This window comes from Acinetobacter sp. AS23 (assembly GCF_023612055.1).
GTDB lineage: Bacteria > Pseudomonadota > Gammaproteobacteria > Pseudomonadales > Moraxellaceae > Acinetobacter > Acinetobacter oleivorans.
Genome location: NZ_CP082274.1, coordinates 2972042 through 2990321, shown reverse-complemented (window position 1 = coordinate 2990321; position 18280 = coordinate 2972042). Strand labels below are relative to the sequence as shown.

At 39.7% G+C, this 18280-nt stretch carries 21 protein-coding genes; 13 read left to right on the top strand and 8 right to left on the bottom strand.

Annotation, left to right across the window (positions count from 1 at the left end; translation table 11 throughout):
* Positions 1-105: 105 nt before the first annotated feature.
* Entirely contained in the window at positions 106-429 is a 324-nt protein-coding gene (locus K6I41_RS14175) for a hypothetical protein (RefSeq protein WP_005042208.1), read from the bottom strand.
* Positions 430-630: 201 nt separating this feature from the next.
* On the opposite strand from K6I41_RS14175, the gene K6I41_RS14170 reads away from it, so the two are divergent.
* The 8 genes from K6I41_RS14170 (at position 631) to K6I41_RS14135 (ending at position 6393) form a co-directional block, all read left to right on the top strand.
* On the top strand, positions 631-1506 hold the full coding sequence (locus K6I41_RS14170; protein WP_250374638.1) for an urease accessory protein UreD: 876 nt from the start codon (positions 631-633) through the stop codon (positions 1504-1506).
* A 100-nt stretch (positions 1507-1606) separates the two neighbouring features.
* Positions 1607-1909 carry an urease subunit gamma gene (gene ureA, locus K6I41_RS14165; RefSeq protein WP_002117495.1) on the top strand — a complete coding sequence of 101 codons (303 nt, stop codon included), beginning with the start codon at positions 1607-1609 and terminating at the stop codon, positions 1907-1909.
* 11 nt (positions 1910-1920) lie between these two features.
* Positions 1921-2229, top strand: coding sequence for an urease subunit beta (locus tag K6I41_RS14160; protein ID WP_013198608.1), 309 nt, complete (start codon positions 1921-1923; stop codon positions 2227-2229).
* A gap of 37 nt (positions 2230-2266) precedes the next feature.
* Positions 2267-3967, top strand: coding sequence for an urease subunit alpha (ureC, locus tag K6I41_RS14155; RefSeq protein WP_005303373.1), 1701 nt, complete (start codon positions 2267-2269; stop codon positions 3965-3967).
* Positions 3968-4040: 73 nt separating this feature from the next.
* Positions 4041-4523, top strand: a complete 483-nt coding sequence (ureE, locus tag K6I41_RS14150) for an urease accessory protein UreE (protein WP_151987219.1) — start codon at positions 4041-4043, stop codon at positions 4521-4523.
* Positions 4510-5175, top strand: a complete 666-nt coding sequence (locus tag K6I41_RS14145) for an urease accessory protein UreF (protein WP_174740569.1) — start codon at positions 4510-4512, stop codon at positions 5173-5175. The genes ureE and K6I41_RS14145 overlap by 14 nt, the downstream gene beginning before the upstream one ends.
* Before the next feature lie 24 nt (positions 5176-5199).
* A complete protein-coding gene (ureG, locus tag K6I41_RS14140; protein WP_002117800.1) occupies positions 5200-5814 on the top strand; it encodes an urease accessory protein UreG in 615 nt (204 codons plus the stop codon).
* Between the two features lie 9 nt (positions 5815-5823).
* Positions 5824-6393: a HupE/UreJ family protein gene (locus tag K6I41_RS14135; RefSeq protein ID WP_250374637.1), complete on the top strand. Its 570-nt coding sequence runs from the start codon at positions 5824-5826 to the stop codon at positions 6391-6393.
* A gap of 42 nt (positions 6394-6435) precedes the next feature.
* Here K6I41_RS14135 and rsmD read toward each other — a convergent pair whose 3' ends face one another.
* Both rsmD and mrdA read right to left on the bottom strand, forming a co-directional pair.
* On the bottom strand, positions 6436-6987 hold the full coding sequence (rsmD, locus tag K6I41_RS14130; RefSeq protein ID WP_151767167.1) for a 16S rRNA (guanine(966)-N(2))-methyltransferase RsmD: 552 nt from the start codon (positions 6985-6987) through the stop codon (positions 6436-6438).
* Positions 6987-9008 carry a penicillin-binding protein 2 gene (gene mrdA / locus K6I41_RS14125; protein WP_151987223.1) on the bottom strand — a complete coding sequence of 674 codons (2022 nt, stop codon included), beginning with the start codon at positions 9006-9008 and terminating at the stop codon, positions 6987-6989. The genes rsmD and mrdA overlap by 1 nt, the downstream gene beginning before the upstream one ends.
* Before the next feature lie 235 nt (positions 9009-9243).
* Here mrdA and K6I41_RS14120 point away from each other — a divergent pair, with 235 nt between their 5' ends.
* The 4 genes from K6I41_RS14120 (at position 9244) to K6I41_RS19205 (ending at position 12086) form a co-directional block, all read left to right on the top strand.
* Positions 9244-9762 carry a hypothetical protein gene (locus tag K6I41_RS14120; protein WP_005303385.1) on the top strand — a complete coding sequence of 173 codons (519 nt, stop codon included), beginning with the start codon at positions 9244-9246 and terminating at the stop codon, positions 9760-9762.
* 61 nt (positions 9763-9823) lie between these two features.
* A complete protein-coding gene (locus K6I41_RS14115) occupies positions 9824-11137 on the top strand; it encodes a DUF445 domain-containing protein (RefSeq protein WP_004793941.1) in 1314 nt (437 codons plus the stop codon).
* An 86-nt stretch (positions 11138-11223) separates the two neighbouring features.
* Positions 11224-11877, top strand: a complete 654-nt coding sequence (gene adk / locus K6I41_RS14110; protein WP_005303386.1) for an adenylate kinase — start codon at positions 11224-11226, stop codon at positions 11875-11877.
* Between the two features lie 71 nt (positions 11878-11948).
* The gene (locus tag K6I41_RS19205) at positions 11949-12086 is read left to right on the top strand and encodes a hypothetical protein (protein WP_013198601.1); all 138 of its coding nucleotides are present in this window, start codon (positions 11949-11951) and stop codon (positions 12084-12086) included.
* A 37-nt stretch (positions 12087-12123) separates the two neighbouring features.
* On the opposite strand, the gene nth is transcribed toward K6I41_RS19205, so the two are convergent.
* Together nth and K6I41_RS14095 are read right to left on the bottom strand one after the other, a co-directional pair.
* Entirely contained in the window at positions 12124-12813 is a 690-nt protein-coding gene (gene nth, locus K6I41_RS14100; protein ID WP_005048343.1) for an endonuclease III, read from the bottom strand.
* Complete coding sequence (locus tag K6I41_RS14095; protein WP_250374636.1) at positions 12814-13605, bottom strand: RnfABCDGE type electron transport complex subunit B; 792 nt, start codon at positions 13603-13605, stop codon at positions 12814-12816.
* Positions 13606-13877: 272 nt separating this feature from the next.
* Here K6I41_RS14095 and gdhA point away from each other — a divergent pair, with 272 nt between their 5' ends.
* Positions 13878-15281, top strand: coding sequence for an NADP-specific glutamate dehydrogenase (gdhA, locus tag K6I41_RS14090; protein ID WP_250374635.1), 1404 nt, complete (start codon positions 13878-13880; stop codon positions 15279-15281).
* A gap of 55 nt (positions 15282-15336) precedes the next feature.
* On the opposite strand, the gene K6I41_RS14085 is transcribed toward gdhA, so the two are convergent.
* From K6I41_RS14085 to rlmH, 3 genes are all read right to left on the bottom strand, one after another.
* Positions 15337-16446, bottom strand: a complete 1110-nt coding sequence (locus K6I41_RS14085; RefSeq protein ID WP_250374634.1) for an META and DUF4377 domain-containing protein — start codon at positions 16444-16446, stop codon at positions 15337-15339.
* 170 nt (positions 16447-16616) lie between these two features.
* A complete protein-coding gene (locus tag K6I41_RS14080) occupies positions 16617-17393 on the bottom strand; it encodes a DODA-type extradiol aromatic ring-opening family dioxygenase (RefSeq protein WP_005303395.1) in 777 nt (258 codons plus the stop codon).
* A gap of 112 nt (positions 17394-17505) precedes the next feature.
* Complete coding sequence (rlmH, locus tag K6I41_RS14075) at positions 17506-17985, bottom strand: 23S rRNA (pseudouridine(1915)-N(3))-methyltransferase RlmH (RefSeq protein WP_004793934.1); 480 nt, start codon at positions 17983-17985, stop codon at positions 17506-17508.
* Between the last annotated feature and the right edge of the window lie 295 nt (positions 17986-18280).

Sequence of the window (18280 nt, the reverse complement as noted above, 5' to 3'; positions counted from 1 at the left end):
AATTTAATTTTAACAAAAGGTAAAGTGAGTAAATTTTGGAATAATTATTAAAACAAAAATAAAAAGCAGGTATCCACTAAAACGATTTAATGAATACCTTATAAATTACGGTTGCGCTGAAACTCCACCTAGAGAGTCACATGCTGATTTATAGAGTTGGTATTGTTGCTTTAAAACTTCATCTAGCGGCATGTCGAATAATTCTTCACCATTTTTGTAGCTCTCTACGTATGAAGTTGCTTTTTCTTTGCTTACCGCTAAAGATTGCTGGTAATAAGAATTAATCGAGCTTGTTGCAAGCTGGCTTGTCTCAACATTTTTACATTCGAAATTGTGCAGGATCTTTTCTGCACGTTTGACCTCACTAGATTGGCCAAAAATACACCCAGTTAAAAAGACAAGTGGGGTTAACACGAAAAAAAGTTTCATGGAGAGCAAGTATGGAAGCAACGGTGGGCGCTATTGTATAAACAATTCCATAAGTTACTGTGGTTTTATGTTAGACATTGATGATTTTTTAACTCATTAAAATCGAAAAATTGTATCTAATTTTATCAGTGGGCTTATTTTCATATTTGGTGCGTATTTTGCTTATAACTTTAAGCACTTATTTTGAACATATGAACCAGAATGAATCAGGTACAAACGTTTTTAAAAAACTCTTTAGCACCATTTTGGTATGCGCGATTAGAGCTCGGATTTTGTTTTGAAAATTCACGCACCATAATGAGTCATAGAAAGCATCATGGCCCTGTTAGAGTGCAAAAAATGCTCTGGCCTGAAAGAACGGGTGTATGTCATGCCATTATTGTTCATCCTCCAGCAGGAATTGCAGGAGGAGATCATCTTACGTTTGAAATTGAAACTAAAGATCAAGCTCATGCGGTAGTAACTACTCCTGGTGCGGGGAAATGGTATAAAACCAATGGCAAGCAAGCTTTTCAGCATATTGATTTGCATGTGAAAGATCAGTCTATTTTAGAGTGGGTTCCACAAGAAACGATGCTTTTTGATGGGGCTTTAGCGCATTCAGAAATTCATATTCATCTTGATAATGCTGCAAGTTTTATTGGATGGGATATGTTGGTACTTGGGCGACAGGCACGTGCTGAACGCTTTGTTCAAGGTAGTTATTACAACCAGTTTAAATTGTGGCGCGAAAATAAATTGTTGGTTGCAGATACATTGTATTTTGAAGGAGAAGACCGTTGGCTTAGTTCATGTTTAGGTATGAACAAGCAAGCTGTGATGGGAAGCTTTTGGGCAGCCGCTCCCGAGAAATATCGTTCATCATTTTACTTAGAACAACAGTTAGAGCTCATTCGTGAATTGATGATGCGTATGCAAGCACCTGTCACATTAACATTATTGGATGATGTGGTTTCAGCTCGTTTTTTGGGAAATGATGTCCGTCATTGTCATGATGCTTTTGCAGCTATACGGGCTAAATTGCGTCGATATTGGTTTGATTTAGAAGAAGAATTTCCAAGAATATGGAAAACATAAATTACGTTAAATTGCGTATTTAAAAAACAGTTAAAACAAGTATGCTGTTTTTGAGCACGTATTTTGCTTAAAGAATATAAATGAAATTTAGGAAAGAGATATGGAACTCAATCCAACAGAAAAAGATAAATTACTGATTTTTACAGCAGGACTTGTTGCTGAACGCCGTAAAGCGCGTGGCTTGAAACTGAATTATCCTGAAGCTATTGCTTTTATTTCAGCAGCTTTACTTGAAGGTGCACGGGACGGTATGACGGTCAGTGATTTAATGCACTACGGTACAACCTTATTAAAGCGCGAAGATGTGATGGATGGTGTGCCAGAAATGATTGCTGAGGTTCAAGTCGAGGCAACTTTCCCTGATGGCTCTAAATTAGTCACTGTCCATCAGCCAATCGTATAAAAGGAGCATTTATGATCCCCGGCGAAATCATTACTCCAGATGCTGATATTGAGCTGAATGTTGGACGGCAAACTTTAAAAGTTGTAGTTGCCAACATTGGTGATCGACCTATTCAGGTGGGTTCTCATTTTCATTTTTATGAAGCAAATGATGCATTACAGTTTGATCGCGAAATGGCGAAGGGTTTTCGACTGAATATTGCAGCTGGTACAGCAATTCGTTTTGAACCGGGACAAACTCGAGAAGTGGAGCTTGTTGCTTTGGTCGGTAAACGAGAGGTTTATGGTTTCGCAGGCCGCGTCATGGGCAAGTTGGATTAAACATAACAACGATAATGAAAGAGATGAGTAATAAGTTATGAAAATGTCACGTCGTGCATATGCTGAGATGTTTGGTCCAACGGTTGGTGATCGTATTCGTTTGGCAGATACAGAGCTCTTTATTGAAGTTGAGCAAGACTTAACGACTTATGGTGAAGAAGTTAAATTTGGTGGCGGAAAAGTTATTCGTGACGGGATGGGGCAATCACAGCTTTTAGCTGATGAAGTTGCTGATACGGTCATTACCAATGCTTTAATTGTGGATTGGTGGGGCATTGTTAAAGCTGACGTGGGCTTAAAAAATGGTCGAATCTGGAAAATAGGAAAAGCTGGAAATCCAGATATTCAACCAGACATTACGATTCCTTTAGGGGCTGCAACAGAAGTGATTGCGGGTGAAGGACAAATTTTAACAGCAGGTGGTATTGATACACACATTCACTGGATTTGTCCTCAACAAGTTGAAACTGCGTTAATGTCGGGTACAACAACCATGGTCGGTGGCGGTACAGGACCAGCAGCAGGAACTTCGGCAACGACAGTGACTCCGGGGCCTTGGCATATTGCTACCATGTTACAGGCGATTGATGATTTGCCTATGAATATTGGTCTATTAGGCAAAGGGAATTTGAGTTTACCTGACCCAATTCGTGAGCAAATTAAAGCTGGAGTAATTGGCTTAAAGCTGCATGAAGACTGGGGTTCAACACCGGCAGCTATTGATAACTGCTTGAGTGTGGCAGACGAGTTTGATGTGCAGGTGGCAATTCATACAGATACTTTAAATGAAAGCGGTTTTTTAGAAGAAACTCTAGCTGCATTTAAAAATCGTACGATTCATACATACCATACCGAAGGTGCGGGCGGTGGGCATGCACCTGACATTTTAAAAGCAATTGGGCAAAGTAACGTATTGCCATCTTCAACTAATCCAACGCGACCTTATACGATTAATACCATTGATGAGCATTTAGATATGCTCATGGTCTGCCATCATTTAGACCCAGCAATTGCTGAAGATATCGCTTTTGCAGAAAGCCGTATTCGCCGTGAAACCATTGCTGCTGAAGATATTTTGCAAGATTTAGGCGCGATTGCCATGATGTCTTCGGACTCTCAGGCGATGGGGCGCGTGGGTGAAGTGATTTTACGTACTTGGCAAACTGCCCATAAAATGAAAATTCAACGTGGCCCTTTAGAGGGTGACAATGAATTTCATGATAACAATCGCGTTAAACGCTATATTGCTAAATATACGATTAACCCAGCAATTACACATGGTTTAAGCCATGAAATTGGCTCGATTGAGGTCGGAAAACTTGCTGATTTAGTGTTGTGGAAGCCAGCCTTTTTTGGTGTGAAACCTTCGATGATTATTAAAGGAGGCATGATTGCAGCAGCACCGATGGGTGATATTAATGCTTCAATTCCGACACCTCAACCCGTGCATTACCGTCCAATGTTTGGTGCCTATCCACGTGGTGTTCATAACACTTGCATTACCTTTTTATCTCAAGCAGCGATTGATGAAAAAGTTGCTGAAAAATTAAACCTGAAGAAGTTAATTAGCCCGTGTAAAAACACACGCGAAATTAGCAAAACTGACATGAAACACAACACATATTGTCCAGTCATGCATGTTCACCCTGAAACTTACGAGGTGCGGGCCGATGGTGAGTTATTAACGTGTGAACCGGCTGATGTATTACCCATGGCTCAGCGTTATTTCTTGTTCTGATGAGTTTTATCGAGGTGAATTACCTCATTAATTTATACAACATGAATGAAATAAATAAGGAGAGAAGAGCTAAATGAAAATCTATACACAACGCCTTGAACATATTTCTCCTGATCAAGCATTTGAAACGGTTGAACTGACTTTTGATACCCGCCAAAAATCCCGCTTTCGGGCGACTTTAGCGAGTGGTGTAGATATTGGTGCTGATTTACCTCGTACTGGCATTTTGCGTAGTGGCTCATATATTGCAACTCAACAAGGTGATGTACTACGTGTAGATGCTAAGCCTGAACGTTTAATGCAAGTCACTGCTCAAACCGATTTTGATTTACTTAAAGCAGCTTATCACCTTGGTAACCGACATGTGCCATTAATGTTGACACCTACAGCTTTATATTTTGAACCTGATCATGTGCTTGCAGAAATGGTAGAAGGACTGGGTCTTACAGTCTCAGAAACTGATCATCCGTTTGAACCTGAAAGCGGCGCCTATGCACAGCATAGTCATGACCACCGCTTAAGCCCAATCAAAGCTTTGCATCATGTCCATTCATAACGCAGCACAATTACTTCAATTGCTGACATTGTCTTCTACGGCGCTGCCAGTTGGAGCATATTGTTATTCACAAGGTGTAGAAACAGCCATCGATATTGGCTTAATACACGATGAAACCTCAGCAATTGCTTATTTCGAAGAAGTGCTGGAAATGCTGTTAGTACGGTTTGAGCTACCAGTATTAAAACGTCTCATGCAACATCATGATGATCAAGATCAGTTTCTGGTTTGGGCAAATTTATATAAGGCAAGTCGTGAAACTAAAGAGCTTTTGGCAGAGTCTCAACAGCTGGCATTTTCTTTGAATGCGTGGATTAGAGATGTTTTAAAAAAACCTGTTGAGGTTAAAAAGCAGTTTGGTTTTGTGCCTGTCTATGCACAGCTCTGTGGTCGACTTGGGCTTAACGATGTTGATGTGCTCACAGCTTATACCTTTACCGTTTTAGAAAATCAGGTTCTGGCTGCGGTAAAAACTGTTCCTTTAGGGCAAATGGCTGGACAAAGAATTTTATGGCATTTACATGGTTTAGTGCCCCAAGCTGTGGAAAAAGCCTTGCAACTTGTTGATGAGCAATTGAGTAGTGCTTTGCCCCGTTATGCAATGCTGAGCATGAAACACGAAACACAATATTCACGGTTATTCAGATCTTAAGTTTAGGAAAGAAGGATAAAAATCATGACAGAACGTAGTCCATTACGAGTTGGAATTGGCGGACCGGTAGGTTCGGGTAAAACTGCGCTTACACTTAATTTATGTTTAGCCTTGCGTAATAAATACAACATGGCTGTGGTGACAAATGATATTTACACCAAAGAAGATTCAAACTTTTTAACCCGTAACGAAGCGATGTCGCCAGATCGTATTGTGGGTGTAGAAACAGGTGGTTGCCCTCATACAGCAATTCGTGAAGATGCTTCAATTAACTTGGCCGCAATTGATGATTTGTGTGAAAAGTTTGAAGGCTTGGAGCTTATTATTATTGAAAGCGGTGGCGATAATTTAGCTGCAACATTTAGTCCTGAGCTTTCTGATTTAACTCTATATGTGATTGATGTCGCAGGCGGAGAAAAAATCCCTCGTAAAGGCGGGCCGGGTATTACCAAATCAGATTTACTGATTATTAATAAAACAGACCTTGCACCAATGGTCGGCGCAAATCTTGATGTGATGGATCAAGATGCGAAACGCATGCGTGGAGAAAAGCCATTCTTATTTTCAAATATGAAAACCCAAGATGGTCTTGAAGAAATCATTCAATTTATCGAGAAACAAGGGCTGTTTAAAGCTTAAGGAGAGATTATGAACTTCATTAAAAAATGGGGCATAGGGCTCCTTGCATTATTGCCGGCACTTGCAATGGCGCATCCAGGACATGACCATGAACATTCTGGCTTTGTAGCGGGTTTTATTCATCCCTTTACTGGCTTAGATCATTTAATCATGGCTTTGGCTTTTGGTGTTCTACTCTGGTCAGCAGCTAAGCAATGGAAAATTGCAGGTGTCATAACTTTAAGTGTTACTCTAATTATTGGCTTTTTAATCGGTGCTCAAGGCTTAGTCCCTGTAAATGTTGCTGAATATGGAATTGTTGCTTCTTTAGTCGTTACAGCAACTGCGCTATGGACAAAATCAAATCGGATTTTACCTATCGCTGCGGCATTGCTTGCAAGCTTTCATGGCATAGCGCATGGTGTTGAATTAGCACACTCAGGCCATGTCGTTGCATTAGTAATGGGTATGGTTTCAGCTATGGCTTTAATTTATTGTGGTGGATTAGCATTGGGTGCTGCGCTTACACGATATGTGCCATATGGCAAAAAAATTGTTGGCGCTTGTGCAGCAGTTGTTGCAGTGATTGGATTAAGTTAGTCATAATTTTGAAAAGTAAAAGGTAGCATTAGGCTACCTTTTTTATTCAGCTACTTTTTGATAAAGCCCTGCGTGAACGGTACCAGCTTTTGTTGTCTTAAATTGTTGCCATGTTGAAGGGAGGAGAAGTTGAGATAAATCTCGATCAGCTTCAACATAAATATACCCATTCTTTTTAATATGGGGTTCTGCCAAGTTCGAAAGCTCTTGCCATAAGTCTAGACTATAAGGAGGGTCTAAAAACACAACATCAAACTGTTCTTTTAAACGGGGTAAAGCTTGCTGAGCAGTCGCATTGATTAAATGACAGTTTTTGGCTTTTAATAGCTCAACATTATCTTTTAAAAAACGTGCCTGAGTTTTGTCTGGTTCAATCATATAAACTGATGCAGCACCACGCGACAATGCTTCAAAACCTAATGCGCCAGAGCCTGTACAAACATCGAGGACATGTGCATTTTGAATATCCCACATGAGCCAGTTAAATAGAGTTTCGCGGACTCTGTCTGGAGTTGGGCGTAAGCCCTCAATGCTAGCGAAGGGAAGTACTCGTCTTTTCCATTCGCCACCAATAATGCGTAATTGGTTTTTCATTATTCATCGACCTCATTGGTTGCAGGGCGAGCTGGTGTAGCCTGTGGTGTTGAGGCTGCGGGTGCAGTTGAAGTAGCTGATGCTGCAGGAGTAGAGCTCGCAACTTCGCCGCCGCTTGATAGCTCACCTGGCTTAATTCCAGCGGTCATTAGTCCACCATTGACTTGATGGTTTGCTGGTCGAACTGGGTTTTTCTTACGAGTTAATAACCAGTAATCAAAAATAGGTCTTGCAAGTTGAGCAGCAGAACCACCATGACGACCATTTTCCCAAATCACGGCAATCGCAATTTCTGGCTTATCAGCTGGTGCAAATCCAACAAATAAACCATGGTCAAGTTGGCGTTCGCTCAGGGCTGCTTCATTGTAGCGTTTACCCTGTGCAATACTTTTAACCTGTGCAGTTCCTGTTTTTCCTGCAATTTGATAGAGAGGTGTACGAATGCCTCGACCAGTACCCGATTGAATTACATCAATCATGGCATCGCGCATTTGAATCCAGTCTTCATCTGTTCCGTTGAAGTTGATTTTGCCATCAGGTGCATTACGTACTGTAAATGGTTTTGCACCATGCGTTGCACGTAAAACATGAGGGGTGACATGAGAACCATGATTGGCTGTAATTGCAGTCGCCATAGCTAGTTGTAAAGGTGTCGCTGTAAATGCACCTTGACCAATACTCACAGAAATCGTTTCACCTTTCATCCACTTGGCTTTGCGAGTACGCATTTTCCATTCAGGATTTGGGTAAAGACCTTCACTTTCACTTGGTAGGTCGACACCTGTTTTTTGACCGAACCCAAATTGACGCATCCATTGGTTCATTTGATCAATACCCATTTGATGGGCAAGAATATAAAAATAGGTGTCACATGACATAATGATGGCTTTATGCATGTTTACGATACCATGACCGGTTTTTTTCCAGTCGCGGAACTTATGCGAATCGCCAGGTAAGTGGAAATAGCCTGGGTCAGAAATGGCTGTTGACCAGTTTACAATACCGTAGTGTAAGCCGCCCATCGCTTCCATTGGTTTAATGGTAGAGCCTGGAGGGTATGCACCTTGTACCGCACGGTTATAAAGCGGTTGATCTAAATTATCACGTAAAGAACTATAGTCTTTATGGTTAATACCCGTCACAAATAAATTAGGGTTGAAACTTGGACTAGATACTAAAGCCAGAATTTCACCCGTACGAGGGTCGATAGCAACAATCGCGCCACGACGGCCTGAGAGTTGTTGAGATGCAACAACCTGTAAACCATAATCTAAAGATAAATAGAGGTCATTGCCGCGAGTAGGATCTTTACGGCCTAAATGGCGCAATATGTTACTGTGAGCATCTGCTTCAACAGATTCGTAACCTGGTGTTCCGTGTAGCAAATCTTCATAGCTTTTCTCAACACCAATCTTTCCAATCAGGTTGGTTCCAGCATATAAATCTTTATCAATACTTTTTAATTCTTTATCGTTAATACGCCCTACATAACCAATCACATGAGCAAATAACTCACCGTGTGGATAGTAACGAGTCATTTGTGTTTCGATTCTTACGCCGGGAAATTTATATTTAGCTTCACTAAACTTGGCAATATTGGCTTCGGTTAGATTAAGTTTAATTGCGACACGTTCAGTTTTTCGAGCAGTTTTTATACGACTTTTGAAGCGGTCAATATCTTCTTGTGTTAGATCTAAAATAGGCTGTAGCTGCTCAACAACACCATCCACATCTTCTACATCTGTTTTACTTAAAGTTGCTGTAAAAACAGGATAATTATCTGCCAGTAATACACCATTTCGGTCATAGATATAACCACGAGCGGGTGGAAGTGGCTGTAAGCGAATTCGGTTTTTATCAGATGCGGTAGAAAACTCGTCGTAGTGAAAAATTTGCAGATAAGCGTATCTGCTAATCAGTACTAATAAGCAAACGATAACAAGACCTACGGCAAAAAAGATTCGTCCTCGATAAATGCGCTTTTCTTGCTGGATATCTTTTAAAGGAAAGTGCTGCTTCATAAGGATCGACTTAATGACATAGGGTGGAAAAATAGCTGCTTATTCTAACGCAAGAGCACTTAAAATATTGCATAATTTTCAAAGTTTCCGTGCATTTCGATAAGATACGTTTTGACTTTGCAGACAACAAAATTGTAGATACTTGTATATAAGAAGCAAAATAATTCTGTTAAAGTCTCTCATTCAATAGAATAGGGTTGTTCTCACCATACGATTAGGGAAAATGGAGAAAATAATGAGAAAAATTTATCCCTTACTTGCAGTTCTGACGGTAAGTAGTTGGGCTCATGCTCAAGACTATTCGTTTCTTCCAGAAGCAAAATTAACAGGACATACTGCATCTACGTGGAATGTGGGTGCCGGTTTTACACAAAAACTATTACATTTAAACGGCGAATGGGTAAACCCTTATGGTATCGCGTATGCCAAAGTTGGCGCATTTTTGAATGGTGACAAAACTGCTGGTGGCCAAGTCGGGTTTCGATATCCTTACTATCTTACCGGCACAGATAAAAATGGTTACTATATTGGTTTTTATGCTGGGCATCTCGATAGTAAAGAGGTCGATGGTGATTATAAATCCCGTTTAGGCGCTGGCGTCGATTTGGCCTATGTATTGTTGAATTCAGAAAGAATTAGTACTTTTAGTGTGGGTATTGGCGCGGCGGAAAAACTAACTGACCAGAACGGAGCAGTTGCTGCGGATACTAAACCACAGATTCAATTTTCTTATTCTCTAAGTTTTGGTTTATAAAACAAAGCAGTTTATCTTTAACTCGCCATAAGCAGAGCACAAATAAATACGAGAGTCTTACATGTTAGAGTACGTCAGCGGATTGTGGCAGACCTTTTTACACAGACCTGATTTTTGGGCCGTTTTGAGTATCATTCCAGTCACTGCCTTTGTTACATGGGCACACGTTTGGATGGCTTTGAAAATGGTGTTTTACCCAATTAAATTTTGGGGATTCCATTTAGGTCCATTACCAGTAGGTTGGCAAGGTATTGTGCCACGTAAAGCTGGACGTATCTCGGGTATTATTACCGACAATACATTATCTAAGTTAGGTTCATTGCGTGAATTTTTAGAGGCAATGGACCCTGAAGATATGGCACGCATTATAGGTGAGCAGGTTGGATTTGAACTTGAACATCTGATTGATGAAGTCATGATCGATCGTAATGCCGTACTTTGGGAAAATTTACCTTATTCAATTAAACGCCGTATTTATGCACAGGCGCATAAACAATTACCAGGCGTGTTAAGAGAATTAGTGACTGAGCTGACCATGAACGTCGAGTCACTGGTTAATATGCGTGAAATGGTGGTGAGCCAGATGGAAGGTGACCGCCGTTTAATGGTACGCATGTTCTTAAAAGTTGGGCAAAAAGAAATCAACTTTATTTGGCATATTAGTGCTTTAATTGGAATGTTCTTTGGTATTTTCCAAATGATTGTTTGGTTTGTCGTACCTTGGCACTGGACTGTACCGTTTTGGGCTTCAATTTGGGGCTTTTTAACGAACTGGATTGCGATCTGGATGGTATTTAATCCGATTGAACCACATTATATTCGTTACCCACAGATTTTTAGATTAACAAAAGATCGTAAGTTCCCTTGGATTGTACCCGTTCTTCGAATTGGGACTTATAATTTCCAAGGTGCTTTCATGAAGCGTCAAGAGGAAGTCTCTGATGTATTTTCAAGCGTAGTAACAGAGGATTTAATTACGTTAAAATCGATTATGACCGAAATGATGTATGGGCCGCGTAAAGATAAGACCCGCCGCATTGTGAAGCGTCATATTAACGAAATTATGGAAACACCGTTAGTTCGTACATCTTTACAGCTTTCTTTAGGGCCAAGAGAGTACGCAAGATTAAAGACGGACTTGATTGATCGATCAATTGAAATTACGATGGGACCCGTATGTGACCCAGCGCTGAACGCAAGCCGGGCACAGAAGATTTTTCAAATGTTTAAAGAGCGTATTCGCGAACTGACACCAAAAGAGTTTCAGAATTTATTGCGTCCTGCATTTCAGGAGGATGAGTGGATTCTTATTGTACTAGGTGGGGTAACCGGATTTATTGCTGGTACAATACATTTGTTTGTGGCTTTCTTATAATTCGACGTCGGGCAGGATCTATTGAAGATTAACGAGACTTTTTCTGCCGGACTTCATATTCATTGTTTTAAATGAGGATGTTTTTTATGCGCATTATTTTACTCGGACCACCTGGAGCAGGCAAAGGGACTCAGGCTCAGTTGATCTGTAAGCGCTACAATGTCCCACAAATTTCAACCGGTGATATGCTCCGTGCTGCAATTCGTGAAGGTACTGAATTAGGTCTAAAAGCTAAAAGTGTAATGGAATCTGGTGGTTTGGTTTCAGATGAACTTATTATCGGTTTAGTAAAAGAACGTATTGCTCAGCCTGACTGTGTAAATGGCTGCATTTTCGATGGTTTCCCACGTACTATTCCACAAGCTGAAGCTTTGGAAAAAGAAGGGATTAACATTGATCACGTGATTGAAATTGATGTTCCTGACGAAGAAATCGTACAACGTCTTTCTGGTCGTCGTCAGCATCCAGCTTCTGGCCGTGTTTATCATACAGTTTACAATCCGCCTAAAGTGGAAGGTAAAGATGATGAAACTGGTGAAGATCTTGTTCAACGTCCAGATGACCAAGAAGAAACAATCCGTAAACGTTTAGCTTCTTATCATACAGAAACTGAGCAATTGGTTGGATTCTATCAAAGCCGTGCTGCATCTGGTGAGAACGCACCGACTTATGACAAGCTTGATGGCTTGCGTACAATTGAAGATGTACAAAAAGATTTGTTCAACATCTTAGACAAATAATTTAATATTGTTTGTGATAATGAGCCCTCTTTGTGAGGGCTCTTTTCTTTCATTCAGTGCAGGAGAACAATATGAAAATCATATTGATTTTGGTGGTATTGCTAAGTCTGGCACTCGTTATATTTTTAAGTTATCAGAGCTATAAAATGCTTAGACAGGTACAAAAACAAGCAAAAGAAGGGCGTAATGAGAAAAAACGTCTAAAGTAAGATTGACTGGGTATATTGCCTATACCCAGTCATATTTTTAAGCTTCAATATTTTTAATAGCAATTTGCTTTTGTGCACCAAATTCAAAACGATCAGGCCAGTTACAAACATCTGCAACAACACATTCTGCACATTTAGGTTTACGGGCAATACAACAATAACGACCGTGTAATATGAGCCAGTGATGTGAATCTAAAATAAATTCTTTAGGAATGACCTTAATTAAACGGTGCTCAACTTCAAGTACATTTTTACCTACGGCTAAACCAGTTCGATTTCCCACTCGGAAAATATGGGTATCGACAGCCATAGTTGGTTGTCCAAAAGCTGTATTTAAAACAACATTTGCGGTTTTACGTCCGACGCCCGGTAAAGCTTCCAAGTCTTTTCTGTTACTTGGAACTTCGCCGTTAAATTGTTCCATTAAAATCTTACAGGTCTTAATGACATTTTCGGCTTTAGCGTTGTAAAGGCCAATTGTTTTAATATATTCCTTTAACCCATCTACGCCTAAGTTATAGATTTTCTCGGCTGTATTAGCCACAGGGTAAAGTTTATCAGTTGCTTTATTCACACTCACGTCGGTCGCTTGAGCTGACAACATAACTGCAATGAGTAACTCAAAAGAAGATGAGTATTTTAACTCGGTTTGAGGAGAGGGCCGTTGTTCGCGAAGGCGTTCAAAGAAAATTTGAATCTGCTTTTTCGTCATATTTTTGACAGCCATTCAGACCTCCTGTAGTTGCATGAGTTGCTGTTGTAGTTCTTCGAGTTGAAGACGTTTTTTAGCATCTTCACGTACACCTAGCTGTTTTTCCAGTTTCTTAATTTGTGTACGAATTTTAGCTAACTCAATTGTAGTTTTAGCATCAGTTGGCACAGTCTCTTTAGGTTTCTCAATGAGTTCAATTGAAGGTAATTCATCAAGTGCCTGAGAAAACTGCGCAAACAGTTGAGTATCAATTTCAGCACGTACCACTGGACCTTTACGGTGACTGCGACGCTTTTCTTCACGCTGAATGTGGGCGTAATAGCGTTGTCTTAAATCATTTTGTTCTGCGTTACGCTGTTGTTCATTTGGTAAGGCTTGTGTGTCCTCAACCAAATCAATGCAATCTACGGGACATGGTGGAATGCATAACTCACAACCTGTACATAAGTCAGTCAAAATGGTGTGCATGAGCTTACCACTGCCAATAATAGCATCTACAGGACAAGCACTAATACATTTGGTGCAGCCAATGCATTCATCTTCACGAATAATTGCTTTCATTCGCTGTGGGCGGCCATCTGTTTGTATAGGCCATACGCTACTTTCTGCAGTTAATGGAGAGCGATTTAATAGATTTGCGAGTGCATCAGCAACAGGTTGTCCACCTGGAACACATTTATTTGCTTCTTCACCTTCAGCAATCGACTTTGCGTAGGGTAGACATCCATCACGATGTCCACATAGACCACATTGTGTTTGTGGTAATAACGCATCAATCTCGCGTATGAGAGAAATAGATGAATTCATAGTGGGCAAATAGCTTGGTTAAAACGATGCGATAATGAAGAAAAAGCTAAGTAAGGTCAATGGATTTTAACGAATTTATCGGGTTTTTAATTGACCTAAAATGTCGCTAATTCTGCACAATAATAGATCAATAAAAGTGAAAAGTTAAATGACTATTTCTTATCTTTGAGTAGTTTTTATAAAAATAAGTTTTTGATAATTAAGGTGAATAAAATAATTTAAAATAACTATTGTTAAAATTGATGGAAAGAGATTTAATATTTTGCTGCTAAATGATGCATTTAATAATGTATTGCACCAATTTAATTCATTACTATGCTGAGGACCGTGCATTGAAATATAACAACCTGAATGAATTCCTGAATTACGTGCAAGCGCGTGATCCGCATCAACCTGAGTTCTTACAAGCTGTCGAAGAAGTCATGACGAGTTTGTGGCCATTTATTGAAAAAAATCCGGAATATGCAGAGCAGGGTTTGTTAGAACGCTTAATTGAACCTGAGCGTGTGATTCAATTTCGTGTTTCATGGATGGATGATCAAGGTCAGACTCAAGTTAACCGAGCTTTCCGTGTTCAATACAATTCAGCAATTGGTCCATTCAAAGGGGGAATGCGTTTCCACCCATCGGTCAATCTATCAATTTTAAAATTTTTAGGTTTTGAGCAGACTTTTAAAAACTCCCTTACCACTTTGCCAATGGGTGGGGGGAAAGGTGGTTCAGATTTCGATCCTAAAGGTAAATCTGATGCAGAAATTATGCGATTCTGTCAGGCACTAATCATTGAGCTTTATCGCCATTTAGGACCAAATACTGATATTCCTGCTGGTGATATTGGTGTGGGTGCACGTGAAGTCGGTTATATGGCAGGCATGATGAAAAAGCTGAGTAATGACACCGCTTGTGTCTTTACTGGTAAGGGAATTTCATTTGGTGGTAGCTTAATGCGTCCTGAAGCAACTGGCTATGGTACGGTTTATTTTGCAGAGGAAATGCTAAAAGCGCGTGGACAATCTTTTGCTGGTAAAACTGTTTCAGTATCTGGCTCTGGTAACGTTGCACAATATGCAGCAGAGAAGGCCATGTTCTTAGGGGCGAAAGTTGTTACTTTATCTGACTCAAACGGCACAGTTTATGTAAAAAACGGTTTTACAGATGAGTTGCTTGTTGAAGTCATGGAGCTGAAAAACGTTAAGCGTGGTCGTATTTCCGAGTTTGCTTCTAAACATGGTTTTGAATATTTTGAAGGAAAAACGCCTTGGCATATTCCTGTCGATATTGCTTTACCATGTGCAACGCAAAATGAATTAACGGGTGAAGATGCTAAAACGCTTATTGCAAATGGTGTAATTTGTGTGGCTGAAGGCGCTAATATGCCATCTACACTTGAAGCAGTTGAACACTTCATCGAAGCTAAAATTTTGTATGCGCCAGGAAAAGCATCTAATGCGGGTGGGGTAGCAACGTCTGGTTTAGAAATGTCTCAAAATGCAATTCGTTTAAGCTGGACACATGCTGAGGTCGATGAACGCTTACATGCAATCATGAAAGACATTCATGCCAATTGTGTAAGATACGGTACTAAAGAAGACGGTACTGTTAATTATGTTGATGGTGCCAATATTGCAGGTTTTGTAAAAGTAGCTGATGCAATGCTTGCTCAAGGTATTTTCTAAAAATAGAAATAAAAAATCCGATGCAAAAGCATCGGATTTTTTTTAGTCTAAAAACTTATTTTTTAGGTTTTTTAACTAATTCTTGCTCAACAACCATATCTAATACATCAGCTTGACTAGATTGGTCTGCTGCTGGGTTTTTCACTTCAAAACGTTTTACACGTAAAATTACGCGTTGATCTGGATTGTGTTCAAAACCTTCAATTTGGCCATAATATAATGACCAGTTTTTGTCAGCGTAAGTTTTAACGCCTTTGTCATCATATTTAATTTCACGAACTTGCATACAAGTTTGTGGGGCAACACCAGTACATGATTTAGTTTGTGGAGCAACTTCTAGGAAAACAGTTTTTCCTTCAGATTGATATTTTGCTTCAGGTGTCATTTTACCAGTAAAGGTATATTTTTGACCTTGAGCATCAGATACCGTTAGTGTTGGTTGATCAACGTTTGTGGTGTTGAGTTCAAACGGAATCGCACGTTTTTGGAAAAGGCTGCTAGAAAATTGTTCCTGTTTCATTAAAGCTGGTTCACACGCCATCATTGTTGACATTACATCAGCAGTTACGATGGTATTGTTTTCAACTTTCCAAGCTGTTCCTTGGCGGTTACAACCCGTTGCGATAGATAAACGGTCGTTGGTAAAGTTAAGAACGATAGGTTTTTTTGTATTTTCAGGCTGATAAGACCAAGAGTAGTCTGTTAAAGCTTGAGTATTCACTGCTTTTTGACCTTGGAAAATATGCTTTTGACCAGTTTTATCTGTCACGCTTAAAATCACCTGACCATTATTGTTGCTAATTTCGATTGGTAATTTTGCGTCACTAAAGATGCTATTCGACAATTGTTCTTGTTTCATTAAATCATCTTGGCAAGCCATCATTGTTGAAACAAGGTTAGAAGTAACAAGTTGGTTACCTTCAACTTTCCAAGTACCGCCTTGGCCATTACAACCTGTATTGATTGCTAATTTGCCATCTGCATTAAAGTTAAGGATAAGTGGTTTAGAAGCTTTTACATTTTGATAAGTCCAAGCATATTCACCTAAAGTGGCTGCAAGGTTTTGTTGTTGCTCAGATACAATTGGAGCAGGAGTATTGGTAACTGTTTGACACGCCATCAAAGAAAAAGGTAATAACGCAAGAATTAAATATTTAATTTTCATTTAAAAAAACTTCAAGTAAAAAAACAACAGCAATAAGCTTAAAACATTCTTAAAAAAAGAAAATGTAAACATTTGATTGTTTCGGTTTTTAAAATGTATAAGTTTGTAAGTTATTCTAATTTTCAACAAAAATAATGGTATACCCCGCGAAACGGGGTATTTGCTAATAATTAATCAAAACGATAGATATCCATGCCTAGCGAGCCCATTGTGAAGCTGCTGTGAACAATCGTAAAACGATTGCCTGTACCCATAGCAAAAAACAATGGGGCAAAATGTTCAAGGGTCGGATGATTACGTTTTACAAAGGGCAACGATTGCCAGTCCAGTACGCCATCATAATCTTGATGGGTAAGTTTATTCACAACAGCATTTCTAAAAGTTGAGGCCCATTCTGGAACTTTAGAGTTGTCTCCTTGCCAAGATAGCTCTGCAAGATTATGAGTGATACTGCCTGAACCAATGAGTAAAATCTGTTTGTCACGTAAAGGCGCGAGTGTTTGTCCTATGCGATAAATTTCTTGTGCGCTTAAATTGGTTGGCAAAGAGATCTCGACGACAGGAATGTCAGCATCAGGATACATATGCAATAGAGGCATCCATACGCCATGGTCACGAGGGCGCGTACTATTCGCATGTGCAACTAAATGAGCATCTGCCAGTAATTTTAAGATTTCTTCAGCAAGTTCTGGTTGCCCAGGTGCGCTGTAGCGAATTTCATATAACTCTTTAGGAAAGCCGCGGAAGTCATGCCATGTTTCAGGGCGAGTCGAAATACTCACTTCAAGTGCTTTACTTTCCCAATGCGCAGACATCACAATGATTGCCTTTGGTACGGGAAGGTTAGCTCCTAAGCGGTGTAGAGCAGGGCCTACTTGTTCTGGATCAAGTGCAAGCATGGGTGAACCATGTGAAATAAACAGTCCGGGAAGGGTTTGTAGTTCCATTGCATTACACCTGAGTTAAAAAGCAGAATAATAGTTATTATGCCAAAATCAGGACATGTTAAAAGTATCCTGATTTCAACGGATTGTTCCTAAAATGAAACGGTTGTTGTTTTTATGCACGGTGATAGGGATGATTATGATTAATAGTCATTGCCCGATATAGTTGCTCAATGAGTAAAACACGTACCAAAGGATGGGGCATTGTAAGTTTTGAAAGTGACCAATGCCATGCGGCAGCTTTACGTACTTGATCTGATAAACCATCTGGTCCACCAATAGCAAGTGCTACATCATTGCCTTCAAGCATCCACTGTTTCATGGTGTCAGCCAGTTTCTCTGTGCTGAGTTCTCGGCCACCGACCTCTAGAGCAATTAAAGTTTCATTCGGTTTTAAAGCATTTAGAATACTTTCACCTTCAATCTGACAATATTTTAAAATATCCGCTTCTGAATCATTCTTACCACGTTTGGCCATAGGAAGTTCAATGACTTGAGTTTGCACAAAAGGTTGAATACGTTTGAAGTAATCTTCAAAACCAGTGAGAACCCAAGCAGGCATTTTTTGACCAATGGTCAGAATACGAATTTTCATATTATCTATTCATTTAAAACAGCTGGCGCATTATACCTGAGGAAGAGATAAGTTCGTGGTAGTAAAATAGGCATAAAAAACGCAGTCCAAAAAACGGTGTTGGACTGCGATCAAATGATCATCTGTCTGGAGTTCAGATGATCATAGAGAATAAAACAAGGCTATCTATAAAATAATAGATAACGAAGAATACTTAATTTAATTAAATACTCTTAATACCTATTATGAGGATGGTTGGATATTTTTCAATCAAATTGTGTAACAAAAAAAAGAGAGCCGAAGCTCTCTTTTTTCA

Bases quoted from the DNA above. Each gene is read 5' to 3' on its own strand.
- K6I41_RS14175 (WP_005042208.1), bottom strand. From the start codon at position 429: ATGAAACTTTTTTTCGTGTTAACCCCACTTGTCTTTTTAACTGGGTGT.
- K6I41_RS14170 (WP_250374638.1), top strand. From the start codon at position 631: ATGAATCAGGTACAAACGTTTTTAAAAAACTCTTTAGCACCATTTTGG.
- ureA (WP_002117495.1), top strand. From the start codon at position 1,607: ATGGAACTCAATCCAACAGAAAAAGATAAATTACTGATTTTTACAGCA.
- K6I41_RS14160 (WP_013198608.1), top strand. From the start codon at position 1,921: ATGATCCCCGGCGAAATCATTACTCCAGATGCTGATATTGAGCTGAAT.
- ureC (WP_005303373.1), top strand. From the start codon at position 2,267: ATGAAAATGTCACGTCGTGCATATGCTGAGATGTTTGGTCCAACGGTT.
- ureE (WP_151987219.1), top strand. From the start codon at position 4,041: ATGAAAATCTATACACAACGCCTTGAACATATTTCTCCTGATCAAGCA.
- K6I41_RS14145 (WP_174740569.1), top strand. From the start codon at position 4,510: ATGTCCATTCATAACGCAGCACAATTACTTCAATTGCTGACATTGTCT.
- ureG (WP_002117800.1), top strand. From the start codon at position 5,200: ATGACAGAACGTAGTCCATTACGAGTTGGAATTGGCGGACCGGTAGGT.
- K6I41_RS14135 (WP_250374637.1), top strand. From the start codon at position 5,824: ATGAACTTCATTAAAAAATGGGGCATAGGGCTCCTTGCATTATTGCCG.
- rsmD (WP_151767167.1), bottom strand. From the start codon at position 6,987: ATGAAAAACCAATTACGCATTATTGGTGGCGAATGGAAAAGACGAGTA.
- mrdA (WP_151987223.1), bottom strand. From the start codon at position 9,008: ATGAAGCAGCACTTTCCTTTAAAAGATATCCAGCAAGAAAAGCGCATT.
- K6I41_RS14120 (WP_005303385.1), top strand. From the start codon at position 9,244: ATGAGAAAAATTTATCCCTTACTTGCAGTTCTGACGGTAAGTAGTTGG.
- K6I41_RS14115 (WP_004793941.1), top strand. From the start codon at position 9,824: ATGTTAGAGTACGTCAGCGGATTGTGGCAGACCTTTTTACACAGACCT.
- adk (WP_005303386.1), top strand. From the start codon at position 11,224: ATGCGCATTATTTTACTCGGACCACCTGGAGCAGGCAAAGGGACTCAG.
- K6I41_RS19205 (WP_013198601.1), top strand. From the start codon at position 11,949: ATGAAAATCATATTGATTTTGGTGGTATTGCTAAGTCTGGCACTCGTT.
- nth (WP_005048343.1), bottom strand. From the start codon at position 12,813: ATGGCTGTCAAAAATATGACGAAAAAGCAGATTCAAATTTTCTTTGAA.
- K6I41_RS14095 (WP_250374636.1), bottom strand. From the start codon at position 13,605: ATGAATTCATCTATTTCTCTCATACGCGAGATTGATGCGTTATTACCA.
- gdhA (WP_250374635.1), top strand. From the start codon at position 13,878: ATGATGCATTTAATAATGTATTGCACCAATTTAATTCATTACTATGCT.
- K6I41_RS14085 (WP_250374634.1), bottom strand. From the start codon at position 16,446: ATGAAAATTAAATATTTAATTCTTGCGTTATTACCTTTTTCTTTGATG.
- K6I41_RS14080 (WP_005303395.1), bottom strand. From the start codon at position 17,393: ATGGAACTACAAACCCTTCCCGGACTGTTTATTTCACATGGTTCACCC.
- rlmH (WP_004793934.1), bottom strand. From the start codon at position 17,985: ATGAAAATTCGTATTCTGACCATTGGTCAAAAAATGCCTGCTTGGGTT.